Source organism: Nesterenkonia xinjiangensis (assembly GCF_013410745.1).
Classification (GTDB): domain Bacteria; phylum Actinomycetota; class Actinomycetes; order Actinomycetales; family Micrococcaceae; genus Nesterenkonia; species Nesterenkonia xinjiangensis.
Genome location: NZ_JACCFY010000001.1, coordinates 2,204,151 through 2,220,958, shown reverse-complemented (window position 1 = coordinate 2,220,958; position 16,808 = coordinate 2,204,151). Strand labels below are relative to the sequence as shown.

Annotated in this window: 16 protein-coding genes; 5 read left to right on the top strand and 11 right to left on the bottom strand. The window is 68.9% G+C overall.

Annotated features, from left to right (window positions below; all coding sequences use genetic code 11):
- The first annotated feature begins 13 nt into the window (after window positions 1-13).
- Complete coding sequence (locus tag HNR09_RS10055; protein ID WP_179541912.1) at window positions 14-763, top strand: TetR/AcrR family transcriptional regulator; 750 nt, start codon at window positions 14-16, stop codon at window positions 761-763.
- A gap of 122 nt (window positions 764-885) precedes the next feature.
- On the opposite strand, the gene HNR09_RS10050 is transcribed toward HNR09_RS10055, so the two are convergent.
- Entirely contained in the window at window positions 886-1,407 is a 522-nt protein-coding gene (locus tag HNR09_RS10050) for a ferritin (RefSeq protein ID WP_179541911.1), read from the bottom strand.
- Between the two features lie 221 nt (window positions 1,408-1,628).
- On the opposite strand from HNR09_RS10050, the gene HNR09_RS10045 reads away from it, so the two are divergent.
- Both HNR09_RS10045 and HNR09_RS10040 read left to right on the top strand, forming a co-directional pair.
- Entirely contained in the window at window positions 1,629-2,633 is a 1,005-nt protein-coding gene (locus HNR09_RS10045; RefSeq protein WP_179541910.1) for an aldo/keto reductase family protein, read from the top strand.
- Window positions 2,634-2,902: 269 nt separating this feature from the next.
- Window positions 2,903-4,261, top strand: a complete 1,359-nt coding sequence (locus tag HNR09_RS10040; protein WP_179541909.1) for a hypothetical protein — start codon at window positions 2,903-2,905, stop codon at window positions 4,259-4,261.
- Between the two features lie 14 nt (window positions 4,262-4,275).
- Here HNR09_RS10040 and HNR09_RS10035 read toward each other — a convergent pair whose 3' ends face one another.
- From HNR09_RS10035 to HNR09_RS10020, 4 genes are all read right to left on the bottom strand, one after another.
- Window positions 4,276-4,731 (bottom strand): DoxX family membrane protein, encoded by a 456-nt coding sequence (locus HNR09_RS10035; protein ID WP_179541908.1) that lies wholly within the window; start codon window positions 4,729-4,731, stop codon window positions 4,276-4,278.
- Window positions 4,732-4,769: 38 nt separating this feature from the next.
- On the bottom strand, window positions 4,770-5,324 hold the full coding sequence (locus tag HNR09_RS10030) for an acyl-CoA thioesterase (protein WP_179541907.1): 555 nt from the start codon (window positions 5,322-5,324) through the stop codon (window positions 4,770-4,772).
- A gap of 36 nt (window positions 5,325-5,360) precedes the next feature.
- Window positions 5,361-6,224 (bottom strand): winged helix-turn-helix transcriptional regulator, encoded by an 864-nt coding sequence (locus HNR09_RS16380; protein ID WP_343047512.1) that lies wholly within the window; start codon window positions 6,222-6,224, stop codon window positions 5,361-5,363.
- Between the two features lie 238 nt (window positions 6,225-6,462).
- Window positions 6,463-6,975, bottom strand: coding sequence for a DUF456 domain-containing protein (locus HNR09_RS10020; protein WP_179541906.1), 513 nt, complete (start codon window positions 6,973-6,975; stop codon window positions 6,463-6,465).
- A 309-nt stretch (window positions 6,976-7,284) separates the two neighbouring features.
- On the opposite strand from HNR09_RS10020, the gene ald reads away from it, so the two are divergent.
- Entirely contained in the window at window positions 7,285-8,400 is a 1,116-nt protein-coding gene (gene ald / locus HNR09_RS10015; RefSeq protein WP_179541905.1) for an alanine dehydrogenase, read from the top strand.
- Window positions 8,401-8,433: 33 nt separating this feature from the next.
- On the opposite strand, the gene HNR09_RS10010 is transcribed toward ald, so the two are convergent.
- Window positions 8,434-9,609 carry an acyl-CoA dehydrogenase family protein gene (locus HNR09_RS10010; RefSeq protein WP_179541904.1) on the bottom strand — a complete coding sequence of 392 codons (1,176 nt, stop codon included), beginning with the start codon at window positions 9,607-9,609 and terminating at the stop codon, window positions 8,434-8,436.
- A gap of 278 nt (window positions 9,610-9,887) precedes the next feature.
- On the opposite strand from HNR09_RS10010, the gene HNR09_RS10005 reads away from it, so the two are divergent.
- Window positions 9,888-11,687, top strand: coding sequence for an AMP-binding protein (locus HNR09_RS10005; protein WP_179541903.1), 1,800 nt, complete (start codon window positions 9,888-9,890; stop codon window positions 11,685-11,687).
- A 5-nt stretch (window positions 11,688-11,692) separates the two neighbouring features.
- On the opposite strand, the gene HNR09_RS10000 is transcribed toward HNR09_RS10005, so the two are convergent.
- From HNR09_RS10000 to HNR09_RS09980, 5 genes are all read right to left on the bottom strand, one after another.
- A complete protein-coding gene (locus HNR09_RS10000) occupies window positions 11,693-12,223 on the bottom strand; it encodes a DUF1648 domain-containing protein (protein ID WP_179541902.1) in 531 nt (176 codons plus the stop codon).
- Between the two features lie 200 nt (window positions 12,224-12,423).
- Complete coding sequence (locus tag HNR09_RS09995; protein ID WP_179541901.1) at window positions 12,424-13,206, bottom strand: enoyl-CoA hydratase; 783 nt, start codon at window positions 13,204-13,206, stop codon at window positions 12,424-12,426.
- A complete protein-coding gene (locus HNR09_RS09990; RefSeq protein ID WP_179541900.1) occupies window positions 13,199-14,308 on the bottom strand; it encodes a 3-hydroxyisobutyryl-CoA hydrolase in 1,110 nt (369 codons plus the stop codon). The genes HNR09_RS09995 and HNR09_RS09990 overlap by 8 nt, the downstream gene beginning before the upstream one ends.
- Window positions 14,309-14,475: 167 nt before the next feature.
- Window positions 14,476-15,741, bottom strand: a complete 1,266-nt coding sequence (locus HNR09_RS09985; RefSeq protein ID WP_179541899.1) for a multidrug effflux MFS transporter — start codon at window positions 15,739-15,741, stop codon at window positions 14,476-14,478.
- Between the two features lie 3 nt (window positions 15,742-15,744).
- The gene (locus tag HNR09_RS09980; protein WP_179541898.1) at window positions 15,745-16,590 is read right to left on the bottom strand and encodes an HpcH/HpaI aldolase/citrate lyase family protein; all 846 of its coding nucleotides are present in this window, start codon (window positions 16,588-16,590) and stop codon (window positions 15,745-15,747) included.
- Between the last annotated feature and the right edge of the window lie 218 nt (window positions 16,591-16,808).

The window sequence follows — 16,808 nt, the reverse complement described above, 5'->3', positions numbered from 1 at the left end:
CCCGGAAGGCACGATGAACGATCCGAACCCGTTGGCAAAGTCCCTGCAGCTGCTGTGGGACGGCCTCCCCCCGGCGAAGAAGGGGCCGAAGCCCAAACTCACCCTGGAGAGGATCGTGGCCGCCGGGGTCGAGCTGGCCGACGCCGAGGGGCTCGACTCCCTGTCCATGCGCAAGCTCGCCGACAGGCTCGACGTGGGGGCGATGTCCCTCTACCGCTACGTGCCGTCCAAGACCGAGCTGCTGAACCTGATGCTCGACGCCGTCAGCGGGCCGAATGATGCCCGGAAGGCCTCAGTGGAGGCCGGGTGGCGTGCATGCCTGGAGGCTGCAGGCTGGGGAGGACGCCGGCTCTACCTGGACCATCCCTGGCTGCTGCAGGTGAACTGGACCCGCCCCGTGCTGGGCCCGAACAGCCTGGCCGACATGGAGCTGCTCATGACAGGGCTGAAAGACCTCCCGATGACCGATCAGGAGAAGATGAGCATCATCACGGCGCTGGACTCCTATGCCGTGGGGACCGTCCGCCAGGAGATCCTGTGGCAGAACGCCCCCGCAGAGACCGGCATGACCGACGAGGAGTTCTGGAACCACCAGCTTCCGATCCTGGAGGAGGTCATGGCCTCCGGCCGCTTCCCCTCTATGGCCGCGCTCTCCGAGGACACCTTCAGCGGCAGCTGGGAGGACAGCTTCGCCTTCGGGCTCAATCTCCTCCTGGACGGACTCGAGCAGAAGCTCAACCGGCGCTCCTCAGAAGCGGGCTGAGCGGGCGGCCGATCAGGAGCCCGGGCGCCCGCCCCGCGCATGACGAGGGGGACCTGCTTCCTGCCTCGTGGTCACGCGAGCCGGCAGCAGCAGATCCCCACCCTCGACGGACCGGCCCAGCCCTACTGGGCGGCGGCCTCAGTGCCGTTGGACTGCCGGACGCCCAGCCGATCGTCCAGCTTCAGCAGGCCGGGCCCGTCGTCGCCGATGAGCCGGATCTTGCCGATGAGCTCGGAGACCGTCGCCTCCTCCTCCAGCTGCTCGTCGATGAACCAGCTGAGCAGGGGCAGAGCGTCGATGTCCCCTTCCTGCTGCGCCAGGCGATACAGGTTGCGGATCGACTCCGAGACCTTCTCCTCGTGGGCGAGGGACGCCTCGAAGGCCTCCAGCACAGTCTCGGCCTGGGCCGCGACGGCGGGCACCGCCCGGATGCGGGGATGGGCGCCGCGGTCGGTCATGTGGTCGATGAACTTGTTCGCGTGCACGACCTCCTCGTCGGCCTGCGCGCGGAACCAGGAGGCCAATCCGGGCAGGTCGAGCATGTCCATCTCGATCCCGAGCTGCCGGTAGACCAACGAGGCCTCCAGCTCGAGGGTGACCTGCTCATTGAAGGCCTCTTCCAGCGTGCCGGTGAGCTTTGCCATTGCGAGAACACTCTCCTTGCCTCTTGTCCAGGGCGGGCACGGTCGGACGACGGCGCCCCTGCGCGCCACTCTAGCCAGCGCCACCTCCCGTGACCACGCAGGAAAGGCAGGCCTCACCAGCGCCGATGCACTCAGCGCGCATCACACGATGCTCGAGGCGACTCGTCATGGGACCTGCGATTCCCTGTTCAGCGGCGCACCGTATCGATAGTGTGTGCAGCATGGAGTTCAGGTACCTCGGCCACAGCGGCCTCAAGATCTCGGAGATCACCTACGGCAACTGGATCACGCACGGGTCGCAGGTGGAGAACGACACCGCCACCCGGTGCGTGCACGCCGCGCTCGACGCCGGCATCACCACCTTCGACACTGCTGACGTCTACGCGAACACCGTAGCCGAGCAGGTGCTGGGTGACGCCGTGGCCGGTCAGCGTCGGGAATCGCTGGAGATCTTCACCAAGGTGTACTTCCCCACCGGGCCGAAGGGGCATAACGACACCGGCCTCTCCCGCAAGCACATCATGGAGTCCATCGACGGCTCGCTGCGCCGCCTCGGCACTGACTACGTGGACCTCTACCAGGCGCACCGGTTCGACGTCGAGACTCCGCTGGAGGAGACGATGCAGGCTTTCGCCGACATCGTCCGCCAGGGCAAGGCGCTCTACATCGGCGTCAGCGAGTGGAACGCCGAGCAGCTGCGTGCAGGCCACGCCCTGGCCAAGGAGCTCGGATTCCAGCTGATCTCGAACCAGCCGCAGTACAACATGCTGTGGCGGGTGATCGAGCCGGAGGTCATCCCGGCCTCCGAGGAGCTCGGCATCTCGCAGATCGTCTGGTCGCCGATCGCCCAAGGGGTCCTCACCGGCAAGTACGTGCCGGGCCAGCCCCTGCCCGAGGGCTCCCGAGCCACCGATGAGCAGGGCGGCGCGCAGTTCATCCAGCGATACCTCGACGATGAGATCCTCCAGGCGGTGCAGAAGCTCAAGCCCATCGCCGAGGAGCTGGAGCTGACCCTCGCGCAGCTCTCGATCGCCTGGGTGCTGCAGAACCCGAACGTGGCGACCGCCCTGGTGGGCGCCTCTCGCCCGGAGCAGATCGCCTCCAATGTGGCGGCCGCCGGAGTCACTCTCGACGGGGCCACCCTGGAGGCGATCGACTCGGTCGTCGGCCACCTGGCCCAGGACGACCCCGCGCTGACGAAGTCGCCGGAGGCCCGGGTGGCCTGACCCGTCAGTCGACGTCCGAGGCGCAACCGCCACGAAGGTCACGCATCGGATCACGGCCACCGTGACCTTTCACCTCGACCCGCCCTGTTCCCGGGTTCTCCACCCGTGGTTCAGCTGGTCCTGGAGGAGTGAATTCAGGCTCAGCTGAAGGTTTCCCCAGGTCAGAGACCTGCAGCGCGCGCAGTGACCAAATCGTTATGAAACCTCGCCGATCATGCGTACACTGTGAATTCTGAAATGATCTGCACTGGGGTGAAAGGTGGTCAGGCGTGAGCCACGCTTCCGATGTCAGGCGACACCCGCGCCTGACGCCCGCACTCTGCGGGACCGCGCTTGCCGGCGGCCTGCTGCTCTGCGGCACGGCGCCCGCCTCAGCGACCACCCAGGACGCCGAGGCTGAGCCGACCGCCGAGTCCGCGCAGGTGGGGTCGAGCACTCAGGAAGACGAGCCTGAGGACCAGCAGGGCGACGCTGAGGACGGCACCGACTCCACCAGCTCCGACGACGACTCCGCAGACGAGGACTCCGAGGAGGAGGACTCCGAGGACGACGACCGGCTGGATGGACAGCGCGAAGAGCAGTCCGGCACCGAGAGCCCCTCTCCCACCCCCTCCGATGAGCAGACCTCGGGGGAGGACGGCGAGGACTCCGACGAGGACTCCCCCGCCGAAGACGACGAGACGGATCCACCGACCGATGGTGACGAGTCCGGCGACGATGCCGGAAGCGACGACGGCAGCGAAGACGGCCAGGACACCTCCTCCCCGAGCCCGGAGCCAGAACCCGAGCCCGAGCCCGAGCCCACCGAGCCTGGCACGATCCCGCCGGAGGGCGAGGAAGAGACAGGCGAGGGTGACGACGGAGGCGGCAGCGACGACGGGGCAGGCGACGGGACGACTCCTTCGCCGGAAGACCCTGCGGTTCTGGAGCCCGTCTGCGGCTCGGCGACGGGCTACCCGGGCGATGCGCTCTCCTTCGAGGTCACCGTGAGCACCCCGGATGCGCGCATCGTCTCGGTGAGCACCGGCATCCGCGGCGGGAGCTCCTCCTATGACGGACTGACTGTCCAGTACGTGCTGGATCGGGAGATCACTGAGATCATGCAGGACACCGTGACCGTCACCGTGGAGTCCGAGGACGGTCAGACCGCCAACTGCTCCGGGACGCTGACCGTGTACCCGAACGTCTCCAGCAGCCCTTCCTCCCAGGAGGATGACCCTGCACAGGACGAGGACCCTGCCTCACCGCCTGAAGACGAGTCCACCCAGGATGTCGAGCGGACGTCGTCTCCCACCCGAACAGGCCCTCCCGCAGTCCCCGGCGCCCCGGACACTACGGAGCCGGAGGCCTCGGATGACGATGAGGACGAGGATGAGGACCTGCACAGCACCGTGAGCCCTCGGCCGCTGGTCCCGCACGTCCCGGGGTCTCCGGAGGAGCAGATTGACGGCTCACAGTCGGCCGAAAGCTCCGCAGAGAGCGACTCGGACGACGAGCACGACGCTGGCCTGGCCGCCACCGGGGCGGAGCCGCACACGATGGCCGCCGGCCTGATCGGCTCCGTCGCGGTCGCCATCGGCTCGCTCGCCGTATGGGGCGCCCACCGGCGTGGCCGCGCCCGCAGCTGAGCGCCCTGCCCAGATCAGCGCCGCCGGATCGACCGCCAGGCCGGGGCGTCGACGCTGAAGGCGCCCGGCCCGGTGAAGACCAGGGCGAGGCTGAGCACCGCATAGAGGATCATGAACTCCAGCGGGTTCCCCAGCAGCAGCAGGAACGGCTCATTCCACCCATGCACGTTGACGAAGACAGGGCCGGCGTCGAGGAGCAGGTATGCTCCGGCCCCAGCGAGCAGCATCATCACCGCAGCGGCCAGGCGGGTCAGCAGGCCCAGGACCAGCAGAGCACCCCCGATGATCTCGACGAACGGCAGCGCCGTGCCGATGTGCTCGGCGAAGGGCACAGCGAGGCCGGCCACGTAGTCGCTCGCACCGTCCAAGCCCAGCCAGGACGACTTGCGCAGGCCGGAGACCAGCAGAAGGATGCCCGCTGCGAGGCGGAGCAGGAGAAGACCGAGATCGACGCTGAAGACATTCCGCATGACACCACTCTGACACCTGGCCAGGACTGATGCGTGCTTCACCACACGTTGGGCGCAGGCTTCCTGCTCGAGGGCAGCGCGGCAGACTCTCTCCAGCAGCGCAGCTCCTCATCGACGGAGAGGTCCTCGGGCACCTCATGCCCCAGCTCCCGGATCATCTCCAGGATCTGTTCATTGCTCACCGGCCCCTGAGCCGAGACCAGACGTGTGGCGATCTGCGCGCGCACGTAGATCTCTCCGTCGACGACGGCACGCTGCTCGAAGTAGATGCTCTTCTCGTCCAGCCCCAGTATCCGAGTGTGGATCTCGAAACGGGTCATGAAGGTGACAGACCTCCGGAAGGTGATCTGCTCGGACTGGACCACGGGGGACCATCCGCGGCCTCGCATCTGTTTCCAGATCCCTGCGCGGGCCATGAGGTCGAACCGGCCGAGGTCGAACAGCGAGAGGTACTGCCCGTTGTTGACGTGCATCGCGATGTCGACGTCGGTGGGCAGCGCCCGCAGGGTGATCGTGGAGGTCTCCCAGGGGGTCAGCGGCGAGCGCCGTCGGGCGCGCAATAAGGTCATCAGGGTGCGGAAGATCACATACATGGAGACCAGTCTGCCACAGAAGCTACCGCTCGGTAATCACTCTCTCGACGCGTCCCCCGGCACCTGGGGTGCTGACTCGGGCGCTCCCTCGAGCGTCGCAGCGGCGGAGCCGCCATCGGTCCGCACCTGCTCCTGCGTCTCGTCCTCGGCGAGCGTCTCAGCAGGGCGCAGCACGTAGCCCGCGCCCCGCACCGTGTGGATCATCCGTGGCATGTCCGCCTCGATCTTCTTGCGGACGTACGAGATATAGAGCTCGACGATGTTCGCCTGGCCCGCGAACTCATACTCCCAGACCTGCTGCAGGATCTCGGTCTTGGGCAGGACGGTGCGCGCATGGCGCATGAGCAGGCGCAGCAGCCGGAACTCGGTGTCCGAGAGATCGATGTCCTTCTCTCCGCGCTGCACTGTGCGCGCGGCGGTGTCCATCAGCAGATCGCCCACCACCAGGCGTTCACCCTCCCGGCGCTCCGGAAGGCGCCCGGCGAGAAAGTGCAGCCGCCGCAGCGACTCCTCGACGTCGATGCGGGCGGCCATGTGGTCGTCCACGGGCTCACACAGCTTGGCCACCGCGGGGAAGTCCACGTCGGTGTCGAACCAGACCAGTGCGGCGGCGTCCTCCAAGTGGCGGCGCATCTCACGCACGACGCTCTCCAAGTCGGGAACGCGGCGACTGGCCCGCGCATCGACCACCACCAGCTGCGGCTTGTCCTCCGTGATGAGCAGCCGCGCCGTATCACCGTTCGGCGCGTGGAGGACCTTCACGTCCAGGGACCGCAGCCGCTGGGTGAGCTCGGAGACCGCAGGCGAGGGACCCGCGAGGATCAGCACGGGCGAGGAGATATGCAGCTCAGGCTCGCCGGCGTCGTCGAGGTTCCCGACTCCCCCGCGCTCTGCCTCCACAGCACCCTCCGTCCGACATTTCTCAGCATGATCACCCGACGCGCTCCTGGTGGGCGGCCCCGGGTGCAGGCGACTCTCAGCTTCCGTACAGAGTGCCAAGATAGCCCACTTCTGTGCCGTCCGACACCCCGTGGGCGCCCGCCCAGCGGGATCCCTGCACTGCCATCATCCCTGGTGAGCGCCCTGACGGGCCTGTGATCACGAGATAAGACATCGCCTGGGGCGGGACGCCAGAAGCTCAGGCCAGCAGGTGGACCAGCGTGCCGATCAGGAAGCTGGAGACGGCGAGCCCGGCAAGCCCGAATTCCAGAAGGATGCCCAGCCCCATCGCTCGCAGGGCCTTCAGGCTCGCCTGTCCGGCCGCCTGCCAGTCCCGCTCGCGCCGGACGAACTCTGCGCCGAACAGTCCGGCTCCGAAGCCGATGAACAGCCCCAGCGGCGGGAGCAGCACCATGCCGACCAGTGCGGCGAGGATCGCCACGAGGACCGGCCCCCGTGGGATCTCTTCCCGGTGCAGCACCCGTCCGGTGAGCACCGTGGAGGCGACCCAGCCGGAGGTTGCCAGCATCATCCCGACGACTGCTGCGGTCCACGCCGCGGTCCCGCCGAGCAGCACGGCCCAGGTCAGCAGGGTCAGGATGATCAGCAGACTGCCGGGCAGCACCGGGAGCACGACACCGGCCATGCCGACCAGCAGCAGGATGAGGGCCGCACCGGTGGCCACGCCTTCGGCAAGAAGTCCTTCGAGCATGGGGCCAGCCTGCCACACCCCTCGAGCCAGCGCGCGCCGCACGCACAGGCGCCGGGACCCGCGCCATGGCGGGGATTCCTCGACGGCGTCGGGCCCCGCGGCGCGCACTTGGCAGGAGCTCACGCGGGGCCATAACCTTGTGAGGCCTGGGTCACCACGTCCAGGCCGGCGTGCGGTGATCTGAGCACCTGTGCAGGGCCGGTGACGACGGCGTCATACGGCCATGCCAGACTGAGGCACACCGAAGGATCCGCCGTCCAGCACATCAGTGACCGCAGGCCCACAAGGCGCGCGGAGCAAGGAGACCAGATGATCATCGGAGTCCCGACCGAAGTCAAGAACAACGAGTTCCGTGTGGCCCTGACCCCCGCAGGCGCCGTGGATCTCACCCAGCGCGGCCACACCGTGCTCATCCAGTCCGGCGCCGGCGAAGGCTCCGGCTTCTCGGACGAGGACTACCGCACCGCCGGTGCGGAGCTGGTGCCCGAGGTCGCCGACGTCTGGAGCCGCGCCGAGCTGGTGCTCAAGGTCAAGGAGCCGCAGGCCGAGGAGTTCCCCCGCATGCATGAGGGACAGGTCCTGTTCACCTACCTGCACCTGGCAGCCGAGCCCGAGTGCGCGGCGGCGCTGAAGGAGCGCGGGGTCACCGCGATCGCCTACGAGACCGTCACCGGCCCGAAGGGGCTGCCGCTGCTGGCCCCGATGAGCGAGGTCGCCGGGCGCCTGGCCCCGCAGGTGGGCGCCTACCACCTGATGCACTCCCAGGGCGGATCAGGGATGCTGATCGGCGGAGTGCCGGGAGCACGCGCGGCGAAGGTCGTCGTCGTCGGCGGGGGCAAGGCCGGCGAGCAGGCAGCAATCATCGCGATGGGCATGGGCGCCGACGTGACCGTCATCGATCTGAACCTGGAGCGGCTGCGCGAGCTCTCGGCGATGTCCGCCCGCGGGCTGACGACGCTGGCGTCGAACACACTGACCATCGCCCAGGAGGTCGCCGCGGCAGACATGGTGATCGGCTCGGTGCTGATCCCCGGAGCCTCGGCTCCGAAGCTGGTCACCCGAGAGATGGCCGCCGCGATGCGGCCGGGCTCGGTCCTGGTCGACATCGCGATCGACCAGGGCGGATGCTTCGAGGGCTCCAAGCCGACCACCCACGCGGAGCCGACGTTCACCGTCGGGGAGCAGATCTACTACTGCGTGGCGAATATGCCCGGAGCTGTGCCGCACACCGCCACGGCCGCGCTGACGAACGCCACCCTTCCCTACATCTTCAAGCTCGCGGACAAGGGCTGGAAGGCGGCACTCGCCGCGGATCCGCATCTGGCCGCGGGTCTGAACGTGCATGCCGGTCGGCTCACCCACGCCCCGGTCGCCGAGGCCCTCGGCGAGGAGGCCATGCCGCTGGAGGCGGCCCTGGCCGACTGACCCTCCGCCTGCACGCTCGTCGCGGGGCGCCGCTCAGACGAAGGCTGAGACTCCGGTCATCGCCCGGCCGACGATCAGCGAATTGATGCCGTAGGAACCCTCGTAGGTGTAGATCGCCTCGGCATCGCCCATAAGCTTCGACGCCTCATACTCGGAGGTCAGCCCGTTCCCACCGAGAGCCTCCCGGCCGATCGCCGCCGAGGCCCTGGCCAGCCGTGTGGTGGTCGACTTCACCGTCGCGGCGTGCACCATCTCCAGCCGGCCGGCCTGCTGCAGCTCGGTCACCTGCACCATGAGCGCGGTGGACGACGTCAGGTTCCCGGTGATCTCCGCGATGGCCTGCTGGATGAGCTGGAAGGAGGCCAGCGGCCGACCGAACTGGTCGCGCCCGGCGACATAATCACGCACGACGTCTAGCACCGCATGCTGCAGCCCCACAGCCTGCCACCCCACCCAGGCGCGGGAGCTGCGCAGCAGGACGTTGGTGTCGGCGAAGCTGCGCGCACCGGGCAGCAGAGCCTCGGCAGGGACCCGGAGGTCCTCGAGGACGACATCGGCGTTGGGGATGCCCCGCAGCCCCATCTTGTGACGGATGATCTCGGCGTGATATCCGGGGGTGTTGGTCTCCACGAGGAAGCACTTGATGGCATCGTCGTCGACGTCCCGAGCCCACACGAGAGCGACGTCGGCGATGGTGGCCATCCCGATCCAGCGTTTGGTGCCGTTCAGGACCCAGGAGTCCCCGTCACGCCTGGCCGTGGTGGCCAGACCGCCGGCGATGTCCGAGCCGTGGTCGGGCTCGGTGAGGCAGAACGCCCCGAGAGTCTCGAACCGGGTGAGCCGAGCCAGCCACGTGTCCCGCTGCGCCGCGGAGCCGAAGGCGTGGATCAGGCCCACGATCAGCTCGTTGTGGATCCCCATCACAGCGGACATGGACACGTCCGCCTGAGCGACGGCGGCATGCGCGAGCCCCTTGAACAGCCGCGAGCTGCCATCGACCTCCAGCCCGGCGAGCCCCAGATCCGCCATGGCAGGCAGAGCCTGGGTGAGGAAGCGCTCCTCGTTCCATGCATCGATGGAGGGTGCGCGGAGGTTCGCCTGCGCGTAGGCCTCGATCTCCTGGAGCCGCTCCTCCTCCTCTGCGGGCAGACGGCGTCGGACCTCCAGGAGGTCCCCGTCCGGGTACTGGGGTGCAGCGGCCACCGTCACCAGCTCCTTTGCGTACTCGCCGACCTCTGCGGCAGGCCGTGGTGAGCCACCCGCAGGCTGGTATGAGGAGATGCGCCCGTCGCGGGAACCCACCTCGGTCTCGCGTCCCGGGCAGCGCCGGGTCTCAGCGCCCCTGCCCCCGGGACCCTCAGTATAGGACCACGTCAGTGAGGCGCATCACACCATCAGGGGTGGTGTCGTAGGCTGGCGGCGTCGGCCCGCGCCACAGGCCCCTGGTCCCACACTCTGCATCATTCCCCGAGGAGGAGCTCCCCCACATGAGCAGCACAGACACGCCCACCCGCCGCGACGCAGCCGCTGAGCTCCGTGAGGCCCGCGATCGACTCGTCGCCCTCCAGCAGGACCATTCCCGCGCCCGCGAGGAGTTCCGCTGGCCCCGGTTCCAGCACTTCAACTTCGGCCTGGACTGGTTCGACGGCATCGCCGCAGGGGAACGCGCCCATCAGGAGGCGCTGGTGATCGCTGAGGACGACGGCACGGTGCTCCGACGCACCTTCGCGCAGCTGAGCGCCGACTCGAACCGGGTGGCGAACTGGCTCTCCGCCCAGGGGATGGCCCGCGGGGACCGGATGATCCTGATGCTGGGCAATCAGGTGGAGCTGTGGGAGCTGATGCTCGCCGGGATCAAGCTCGGCGCCGTGCTGATCCCCACCACCACCCAGATGGGCCCCGTAGACCTGCAGGACCGGGTCAGGCGCGGCGAAGCCCGCTGGGCCGTGGCGGGCCCGGCCGACCTGGAGAAGTTCGGAGACGTCGAGGGGGAGCTGACGCTGATCCACGTGCCCGGGGCACACACACCTGACGAGCCCGCGCCGCAGATCGACGCGCCGTCAGGTGCTCCGCGTACTGTCCTGCACTATGAGGCCGCCCGGAAGGCGGCGGCGACGTTCACTCCCGGCGAGCCGACCAGCGCCGACGATACCCTGCTGCTCTACTTCACCTCCGGGACCACATCGCTGCCCAAGCTTGTGGAGCACACCCACACCTCCTACCCGGTGGGGCATCTGTCCACGCTCTACTGGATCGGTATGCAGCCGGGGGACGTGCACCTCAACGTGGCCGGCCCTGGCTGGGCGAAGCACGCCTGGTCGAATTTCTTCACCCCGTGGATCGCGGAGGCGACGATCTTCATCTACAACTACGCGCGCTTCGACGCCGCCGAACTGATGACCCAGATGGACGCCCACGGAGTGAGCAGCTTCTGCGCGCCGCCCACCGTGTGGCGGATGCTCATCCAGGCCGACCTGACCCAGCTGCGCCGCCCGCCCCGGGTGACGGTCTCCGCCGGGGAGCCGCTGAACGCGGAGGTCATCGACCAGGTGGAGCGCGCCTGGGGATGCACCATCCGCGACGGCTTCGGGCAGACAGAGACCACCCTCCAGGTGGCCAACACCCCTGGCCAGCCGCTGGTGCGCGGCTCCATGGGCCGTCCGCTGCCGGGCTTCGACGTGGTGCTGATCGATCCACACACCGGCGAGGAGGCCCAGGAGGGCGAGCTGTGCCTGCGGGCCGAACAGTCCGGACCTGCTCGCCCGGTGGGCCTGATGAAGAGTTACGCGGGAGACCCCGAGCGCACTGCCGAAGTGTTCAGGAACGGGCTCTACCACACCGGGGACGTGGTCCGCCGAGACGAGGACGGAGTACTGACCTATGTGGGCCGCAGCGACGATGTCTTCAAGTCCAGCGACTACCGGATCTCCCCCTTCGAGCTGGAGTCGGTGCTGGTGGAGCACCCGGCGGTGGCGGAGGCCGCCGTCGTGCCCGCCGCGGACGAGCTGCGACTCGCGGTGCCGAAGGCGTATGTGGTGCTGGCCGCCGGCTGGGAATGGAGCGCGGAGACCGCGACGTCGATCCTGACCTCCTGCCGGGAGAAGCTGCCGCCGTTCAAACGGATCCGACGCATCGAGCGGATCGAGCTGCCCAAGACGATCTCCGGGAAGATCCGCCGAGTGGAGCTCCGCGCGCTTGAGGAGAGCCGCGGCGGCGAGCGGGGGTCGAAGAATTCCGCGACGCCGAGCTGCCAGCCTTCCGGAGGTGATGCGCCACGGATGTCCTGAGCGCCTCAGGAGGTGGCGGACCGCCAGACGAGCAGCACCACGGCGACCGTCATCACCCCGAGACCGACCCAGAGCAGCCAGAACGTCGGGTACCCCAGAGACCCGGCGATGCCCCAGACCATGAGCGCTGCGGCGAAGGCCAGCCAGATCAGCGAGGTCTCCCCCAGCCGGTAGAGCCGCTGGACGTTCTCGCTGGTGAGCACCTGAGGGAAGTTGAACAGCCGTGGGTGGCGGGAGAGGACCGCCATGCCGAGCACACAGGTCACCCAGACGAGGAGTGCGGTCCAGAACAGCTCCCAGGGTGAACCGTCACGATTCACCGTGCCGTCGAAGCCGAAGTGCACCGGCACCTGGTCCGGGCTGTTCATCGCGTGCCAGGCGATCAGCACCACGGGCAACGCCCCCAGCACGACGCTGACCTCGCGCAGCAGCCTCAGCCCTGCGCCCAGCTCATAGTCCCGGGCCGGACGCTCCCGAAAGCTTCCGTAGACCTCCGGCCACTCGGTGCTTCCCGCCTGCTCACGTCCGTGCGTCATGCTTCTCCCCTCCAGCGTCCTGCTGGTGTGTGATTGTCCAGCTCCTCGCTCCAGAGCCCCGCGCACGCGGTACCACGGCCGAACACTAGCGCCACCAGGAGGAATCACGACGGCGGCACCACCGAGCGCCCGACTCACGGCAGAGTGCCGCCGGTCGAAGGCGGCGACGCGGATCAGTCGGAAGGATGATTCCGGCTGAGCTACCGGTGCTTCCAGCTGGGCTTGCGCTTGTTCGCGAAGGCGTCCATGCCCTCGGCCTGGTCCTCGGTGGCGAACAACGAGTGGAAGATCCGGCGTTCGAACTGAAGTCCGCTGGCCAGCGGCATCTCAAAAGCCGCCGCCACGACCTCCTTGGCCATCTGCGCTGCCGGTTTCGACTTCGAGGCGATCAGCTCGGCCACCGTCCTGGCCTCGGCGTCGAGCTCTCCGTCAGGCACCACGCGGGAGACCAGGCCGATCCGCTCGGCCTCCTCCGCGTCGACGTGCCGACCGGTGAGCACCATGTCCATCGCCTTGGCCTTCCCCACGGAGCGGGTCAGTCGCTGTGAGCCGCCCATGCCGGGGATCACTCCCAGGTTGATCTCCGGCTGACCGAACTTCGCGCTGGTGCCGGCGATGATGATGTCCGCCATCATCGCCAGCTCACATCCGCCGCCGAGGGCGTAGCCGGAGACGGCGGCCACCACCGGGGTGCGCAGCCGGGTCAGCTCCTCCCAGCGGCGGAACCAGTCGGCGGCGTACATGTCTGTGAAGGACTGCTCGGACATCTCCTTGATGTCCGCGCCCGCGGCGAAGGCCTTCTGCGAGCCGGAGAGGAGGATCGCCCCGATGTCCGGGTCGGCGTCGAAGGCGACGGCCGTGGTGACCACCTCCTCCATCGTCTCGGCATTGAGCGCGTTGAGCGCCGCCGGCCGGTTCAGCTGGATCTTCCCGACCCGTTTGGCGGAGGAGACCTTGATGGTGGTGTACGTCGGATCAGTCATGGGGCAGCTCCAAGATCTTGTGGGGCACCGGGGTGAAGAAATGGTCGAGCAGGTCGTCGTCGACGTCGGCCAAGCGGGCCGGGTTCCAGGAGGGGCTACGGTCCTTGTCCACCAGCTGGGCGCGGATGCCTTCCCGGAAGTCGTGGGAGCGCAGCATGTGCATTCCCACCGTGTACTCCTGGATCAGAGCCCCGGGCAGTGAGAGCTCGGCCGCCGTGGTGATCGCCCGGTGGGCCACGCGCACCGACAGCGGGGACCGAGCACGCAGCTCGGCCGCAGCCTCGGCGGCCTCAGGCACCTCACCGGCGACCCCGTCCAGGCGGGCCAGGATGATGTCGACGTCATTGCCGGAGTACACATGGTTGATCCACTCGGCCGCCCCCAGCGAGGAGTCGCCGGGGTCCACGGCGAACCGGGGAAGGACCTCGTCCGCCGACCCGCTGGTCAGCTCGGCGATCAGCCGATCGATGGAGGCTGAGTCGATGCGGGTGTCCGCCAGGCCGGCGTGGATCGCATCGGCGGCGTCCAGGTGTGCGCCCAGCATTCCGGCGTGCAGCCCCACCTTCCGCGGCGCATGGCCCAACAGGTAGGAGCCTCCGACGTCAGGGCAGAAGCCGATGGTGGTCTCCGGCATGCCGGCCCTCGTGCGCTCGGTGACGATCCGGTGCGATCCATGGGCGGAGATCCCGATCCCGCCGCCCAGCACCAGCCCGTCCATCAGCGCGATGTACGGCTTGGGGTACTGCGCGATCAGCAGGTTCATCCGGTACTCGACCGCCCAGAAGTCCTCGGTGGCGAAATGCGCCCGGTAGGCGGGAGTCCCGTCCGGCAGCAGCGGACCGCCGTCACGCTCCTGATGCTCGACCATGTCGCGGTAGACACCGATGACGTCACCGCCGGCGCAGAGCCCCCGCTCCCCCGCGCCTCGGACCAGGACCTGGGCGACGGCGTCGTCGGAGGCCCACTCCTCCAGCTGGATGTGCACCGACTCGCACATCAGCTGGGTCAGGGCGTTCATCGCCTTGGGGCGGTTCAGCGTGATGATCCCGAGATGACCTCGAACCTCGAATGCGACGTCGCCGGTGAATGTCTCCCTGCCCATCACGCCTCCTTGCCGGTCCTGGAACCGTCCGTCGGTGAGACCCGACGGTCACAGGCCGTGACCCGGGTCTCATCACAATGTACCGGCCGGCAGAGGCGCGTTCAACGCGTGACAGGAGCACCGGCACCGGGCTGATCAGGACGTTCCGGTCGGCGGAGCAGCTCGGCTCAGTGGGGGACGGTCCCCTCGTCGGTGGGCGCGGCCTCCACCTGCCAGGGCCGCACCACCAGCAGGGCCACGAGTGTGGCCGCCGCCATCCCGCCGGCGATCACCACCGCCATAGAGGTCGCCCCGGTGCCCAACACTCCGACCAGCGGAGCTGCCGCGGCGGCGACGCCGAACTGGACCGCACCCAGCAGCGCCGCGGCCGTGCCTGCCGCCTCGCCATGCCGGGACAGCGCCAGGGCGGGCGCGTTGGGCAGCGCCAGCCCGCAGGCGGCGAGCACCAGCCAGAGCGGCACCAACAGCCCGACCAGCCCGCCGAAGCCGGTGAACGCGCACAGCAGCAGCCCCAGTCCGGAGAGGGTCCCGCCGAGCAGGGCGCCGGTCATGATCTGCGCGGGCCCGAAGCGGCGCAGCAGCCGGACGTTGCACTGCGTGGCGATGATCAGCCCGACCGCGCCGAGGCCGAAGACCACCCCGTACTGCTGCTCATCGAGCCCGTAGACCTGCTGGAAGACGAAGGATGAGCCGGAGACGTAGGCGAACAACGAGGCCATCGCCAGCCCGGCCACCAGGATGAGCCCCACATAGGGCCGGTCACGCAGCAGCCGGCTGCAGTCGCGCAGCGTGCCGAGCGGGCCTCCCCGACGCCGGCGCTCCTGCGGCAGAGTCTCCGGAAGCATCGCTGCGGCCATAACCATGATCGCCACGCCGAACACCGCGAGCACCACGAACACCCCGCGCCAGGAGACCAGCGCCAGCACGAAGCCGCCCAGAGTGGGTGCGAGCACCGGGGCTGCGCCCATCACCAGCATGAGTCGGGAGAGGATCTTCGCCGCCGCCATCCCCACGAACAGGTCCCGCACCACAGCCATCGCGACGACGGCGGCCGCGGCGGCACCCAGCCCCTGCAGCACACGCATCCCGCCGAGGGCCGCCAGGTCCGGGGCCAGCACGCAGCCGATGGAGGCCACGATGTGGACCGCCACACCGATCAGCAGCGGACGACGGCGCCCCACCGCGTCAGAGAGCGGACCGATCAGCAGCTGACCCACAGACAGCCCCACCAGCGTGCCGGTCAGGGTGAGCTGCACGGCGGCCTCGGTGGTCATCAGGTCATCCCTGATCGCCGGCAGCGCCGGCAGGTACATGTCCACCGTCAGCGGACCGAGGGCGATGAGGACGCCCAGCACGAGGATCAGCCGGAGCCGCTGGCCCGGGGTGTATCGCTCTCCGGCGGTCGGGGCGGCCTTCAGCTGGGCGTCCTGCATGAATCAGGCGTTCCAGAGCCCGTAGGAGTCCGCCAGGGAGGCGATCTTCTGGGCACGGGCCAGACGCGGCAGATAGGAGCCGTCACCGATGGAGGCACCGCTCTCATGGGCGGTGATCAGCTCCCGGGCCCAGTTCAGCTCGTCCTCCGAAGGGCTCAGACCCAGGTTGACGGCGTCGACCTGTCCACGGTTCAGCGAGAGCTTGCCGGTCATGCCCATCGAGGCGGTGACCGCGCAGGCCGCGGCCACGGCGTCCTCGTCGGCGTCCGGCGGGGTCGGGCCGTCGATGGCGCCGGGCAGCCCGCCCACCCGGGAGGCGATCACCAGTCGGGAGCGGGCATAGGCCAGCGCCATCGGATCAGCGGAGACACCCACATCCTTGCGGAAGTCATTGGTGCCGAACGCGAGGCGGAAGGTGCCCGGGGCCGAGGCGACCTGTGTGGCGTTCTCGACGCCGAGCGCGGACTCCACCAGGGCGATCACCGGGGTGCCGGCCCTCAGCCGCATGGCGGTGTAGGTGACCTGCTCAGGCCGCTCGGTCTCCGCCAGCATCACTCCGCGCAGGCCTCCCGCCTTGGAGAGCGCGGCGACGTCGTCCTCCCAGTGGGGGGAGGAGGTGGGGCTGATGCGCACCCAGGCGGTCATGCCCCCGTTGAGCGCCTCCAGCACCGCGGCCCGGGCGGCGTCCTTGCCGTCATCGGGCACCGAAGCCTCCAGGTCGAAGATCACCGAGTCCGCCTCACTGGCGAGGCCGGGGGCGAAGTCCTCCTGCTTGGCCGCGTTGATCAGCAACCAGGAACGGGAGAGCTTGGCAGGCAGAGCGGCGGCACGTCGGTTGCGAATCGGCATGACCCCAGCCTATCGCTCCCCCGCCGCGCCGGGGGACTGATGCACCGTGGGACCGCATGCTGAGAACAGGCCTCATGGACCCCGCGGCCCAGCGTGTCGTCCGCGCCGAAAGCCCAGGTGACGAAGGTCTCCAGAAGCCCTCCCACCAGGCCCCGCGCACGGATTGACAGGGGCTCTCGGGCGGAGGAATATGGGGTGCGGGCCGACCTTCACACTGT

Coding starts and splice junctions, on each gene's coding strand:
- HNR09_RS10055 (WP_179541912.1), top strand. CDS start 14: ATGAACGATCCGAACCCGTTGGCAAAGTCCCTGCAGCTGCTGTGGGAC.
- HNR09_RS09985 (WP_179541899.1), bottom strand. CDS start 15,741: ATGCAGGACGCCCAGCTGAAGGCCGCCCCGACCGCCGGAGAGCGATAC.
- ald (WP_179541905.1), top strand. CDS start 7,285: ATGATCATCGGAGTCCCGACCGAAGTCAAGAACAACGAGTTCCGTGTG.
- HNR09_RS10035 (WP_179541908.1), bottom strand. CDS start 4,731: ATGCGGAATGTCTTCAGCGTCGATCTCGGTCTTCTCCTGCTCCGCCTC.
- HNR09_RS10030 (WP_179541907.1), bottom strand. CDS start 5,324: ATGTATGTGATCTTCCGCACCCTGATGACCTTATTGCGCGCCCGACGG.
- HNR09_RS09990 (WP_179541900.1), bottom strand. CDS start 14,308: ATGGGCAGGGAGACATTCACCGGCGACGTCGCATTCGAGGTTCGAGGT.
- HNR09_RS09980 (WP_179541898.1), bottom strand. CDS start 16,590: ATGCCGATTCGCAACCGACGTGCCGCCGCTCTGCCTGCCAAGCTCTCC.
- HNR09_RS10005 (WP_179541903.1), top strand. CDS start 9,888: ATGAGCAGCACAGACACGCCCACCCGCCGCGACGCAGCCGCTGAGCTC.
- HNR09_RS10000 (WP_179541902.1), bottom strand. CDS start 12,223: ATGACGCACGGACGTGAGCAGGCGGGAAGCACCGAGTGGCCGGAGGTC.
- HNR09_RS10020 (WP_179541906.1), bottom strand. CDS start 6,975: ATGCTCGAAGGACTTCTTGCCGAAGGCGTGGCCACCGGTGCGGCCCTC.
- HNR09_RS10045 (WP_179541910.1), top strand. CDS start 1,629: ATGGAGTTCAGGTACCTCGGCCACAGCGGCCTCAAGATCTCGGAGATC.
- HNR09_RS10050 (WP_179541911.1), bottom strand. CDS start 1,407: ATGGCAAAGCTCACCGGCACGCTGGAAGAGGCCTTCAATGAGCAGGTC.
- HNR09_RS09995 (WP_179541901.1), bottom strand. CDS start 13,206: ATGACTGATCCGACGTACACCACCATCAAGGTCTCCTCCGCCAAACGG.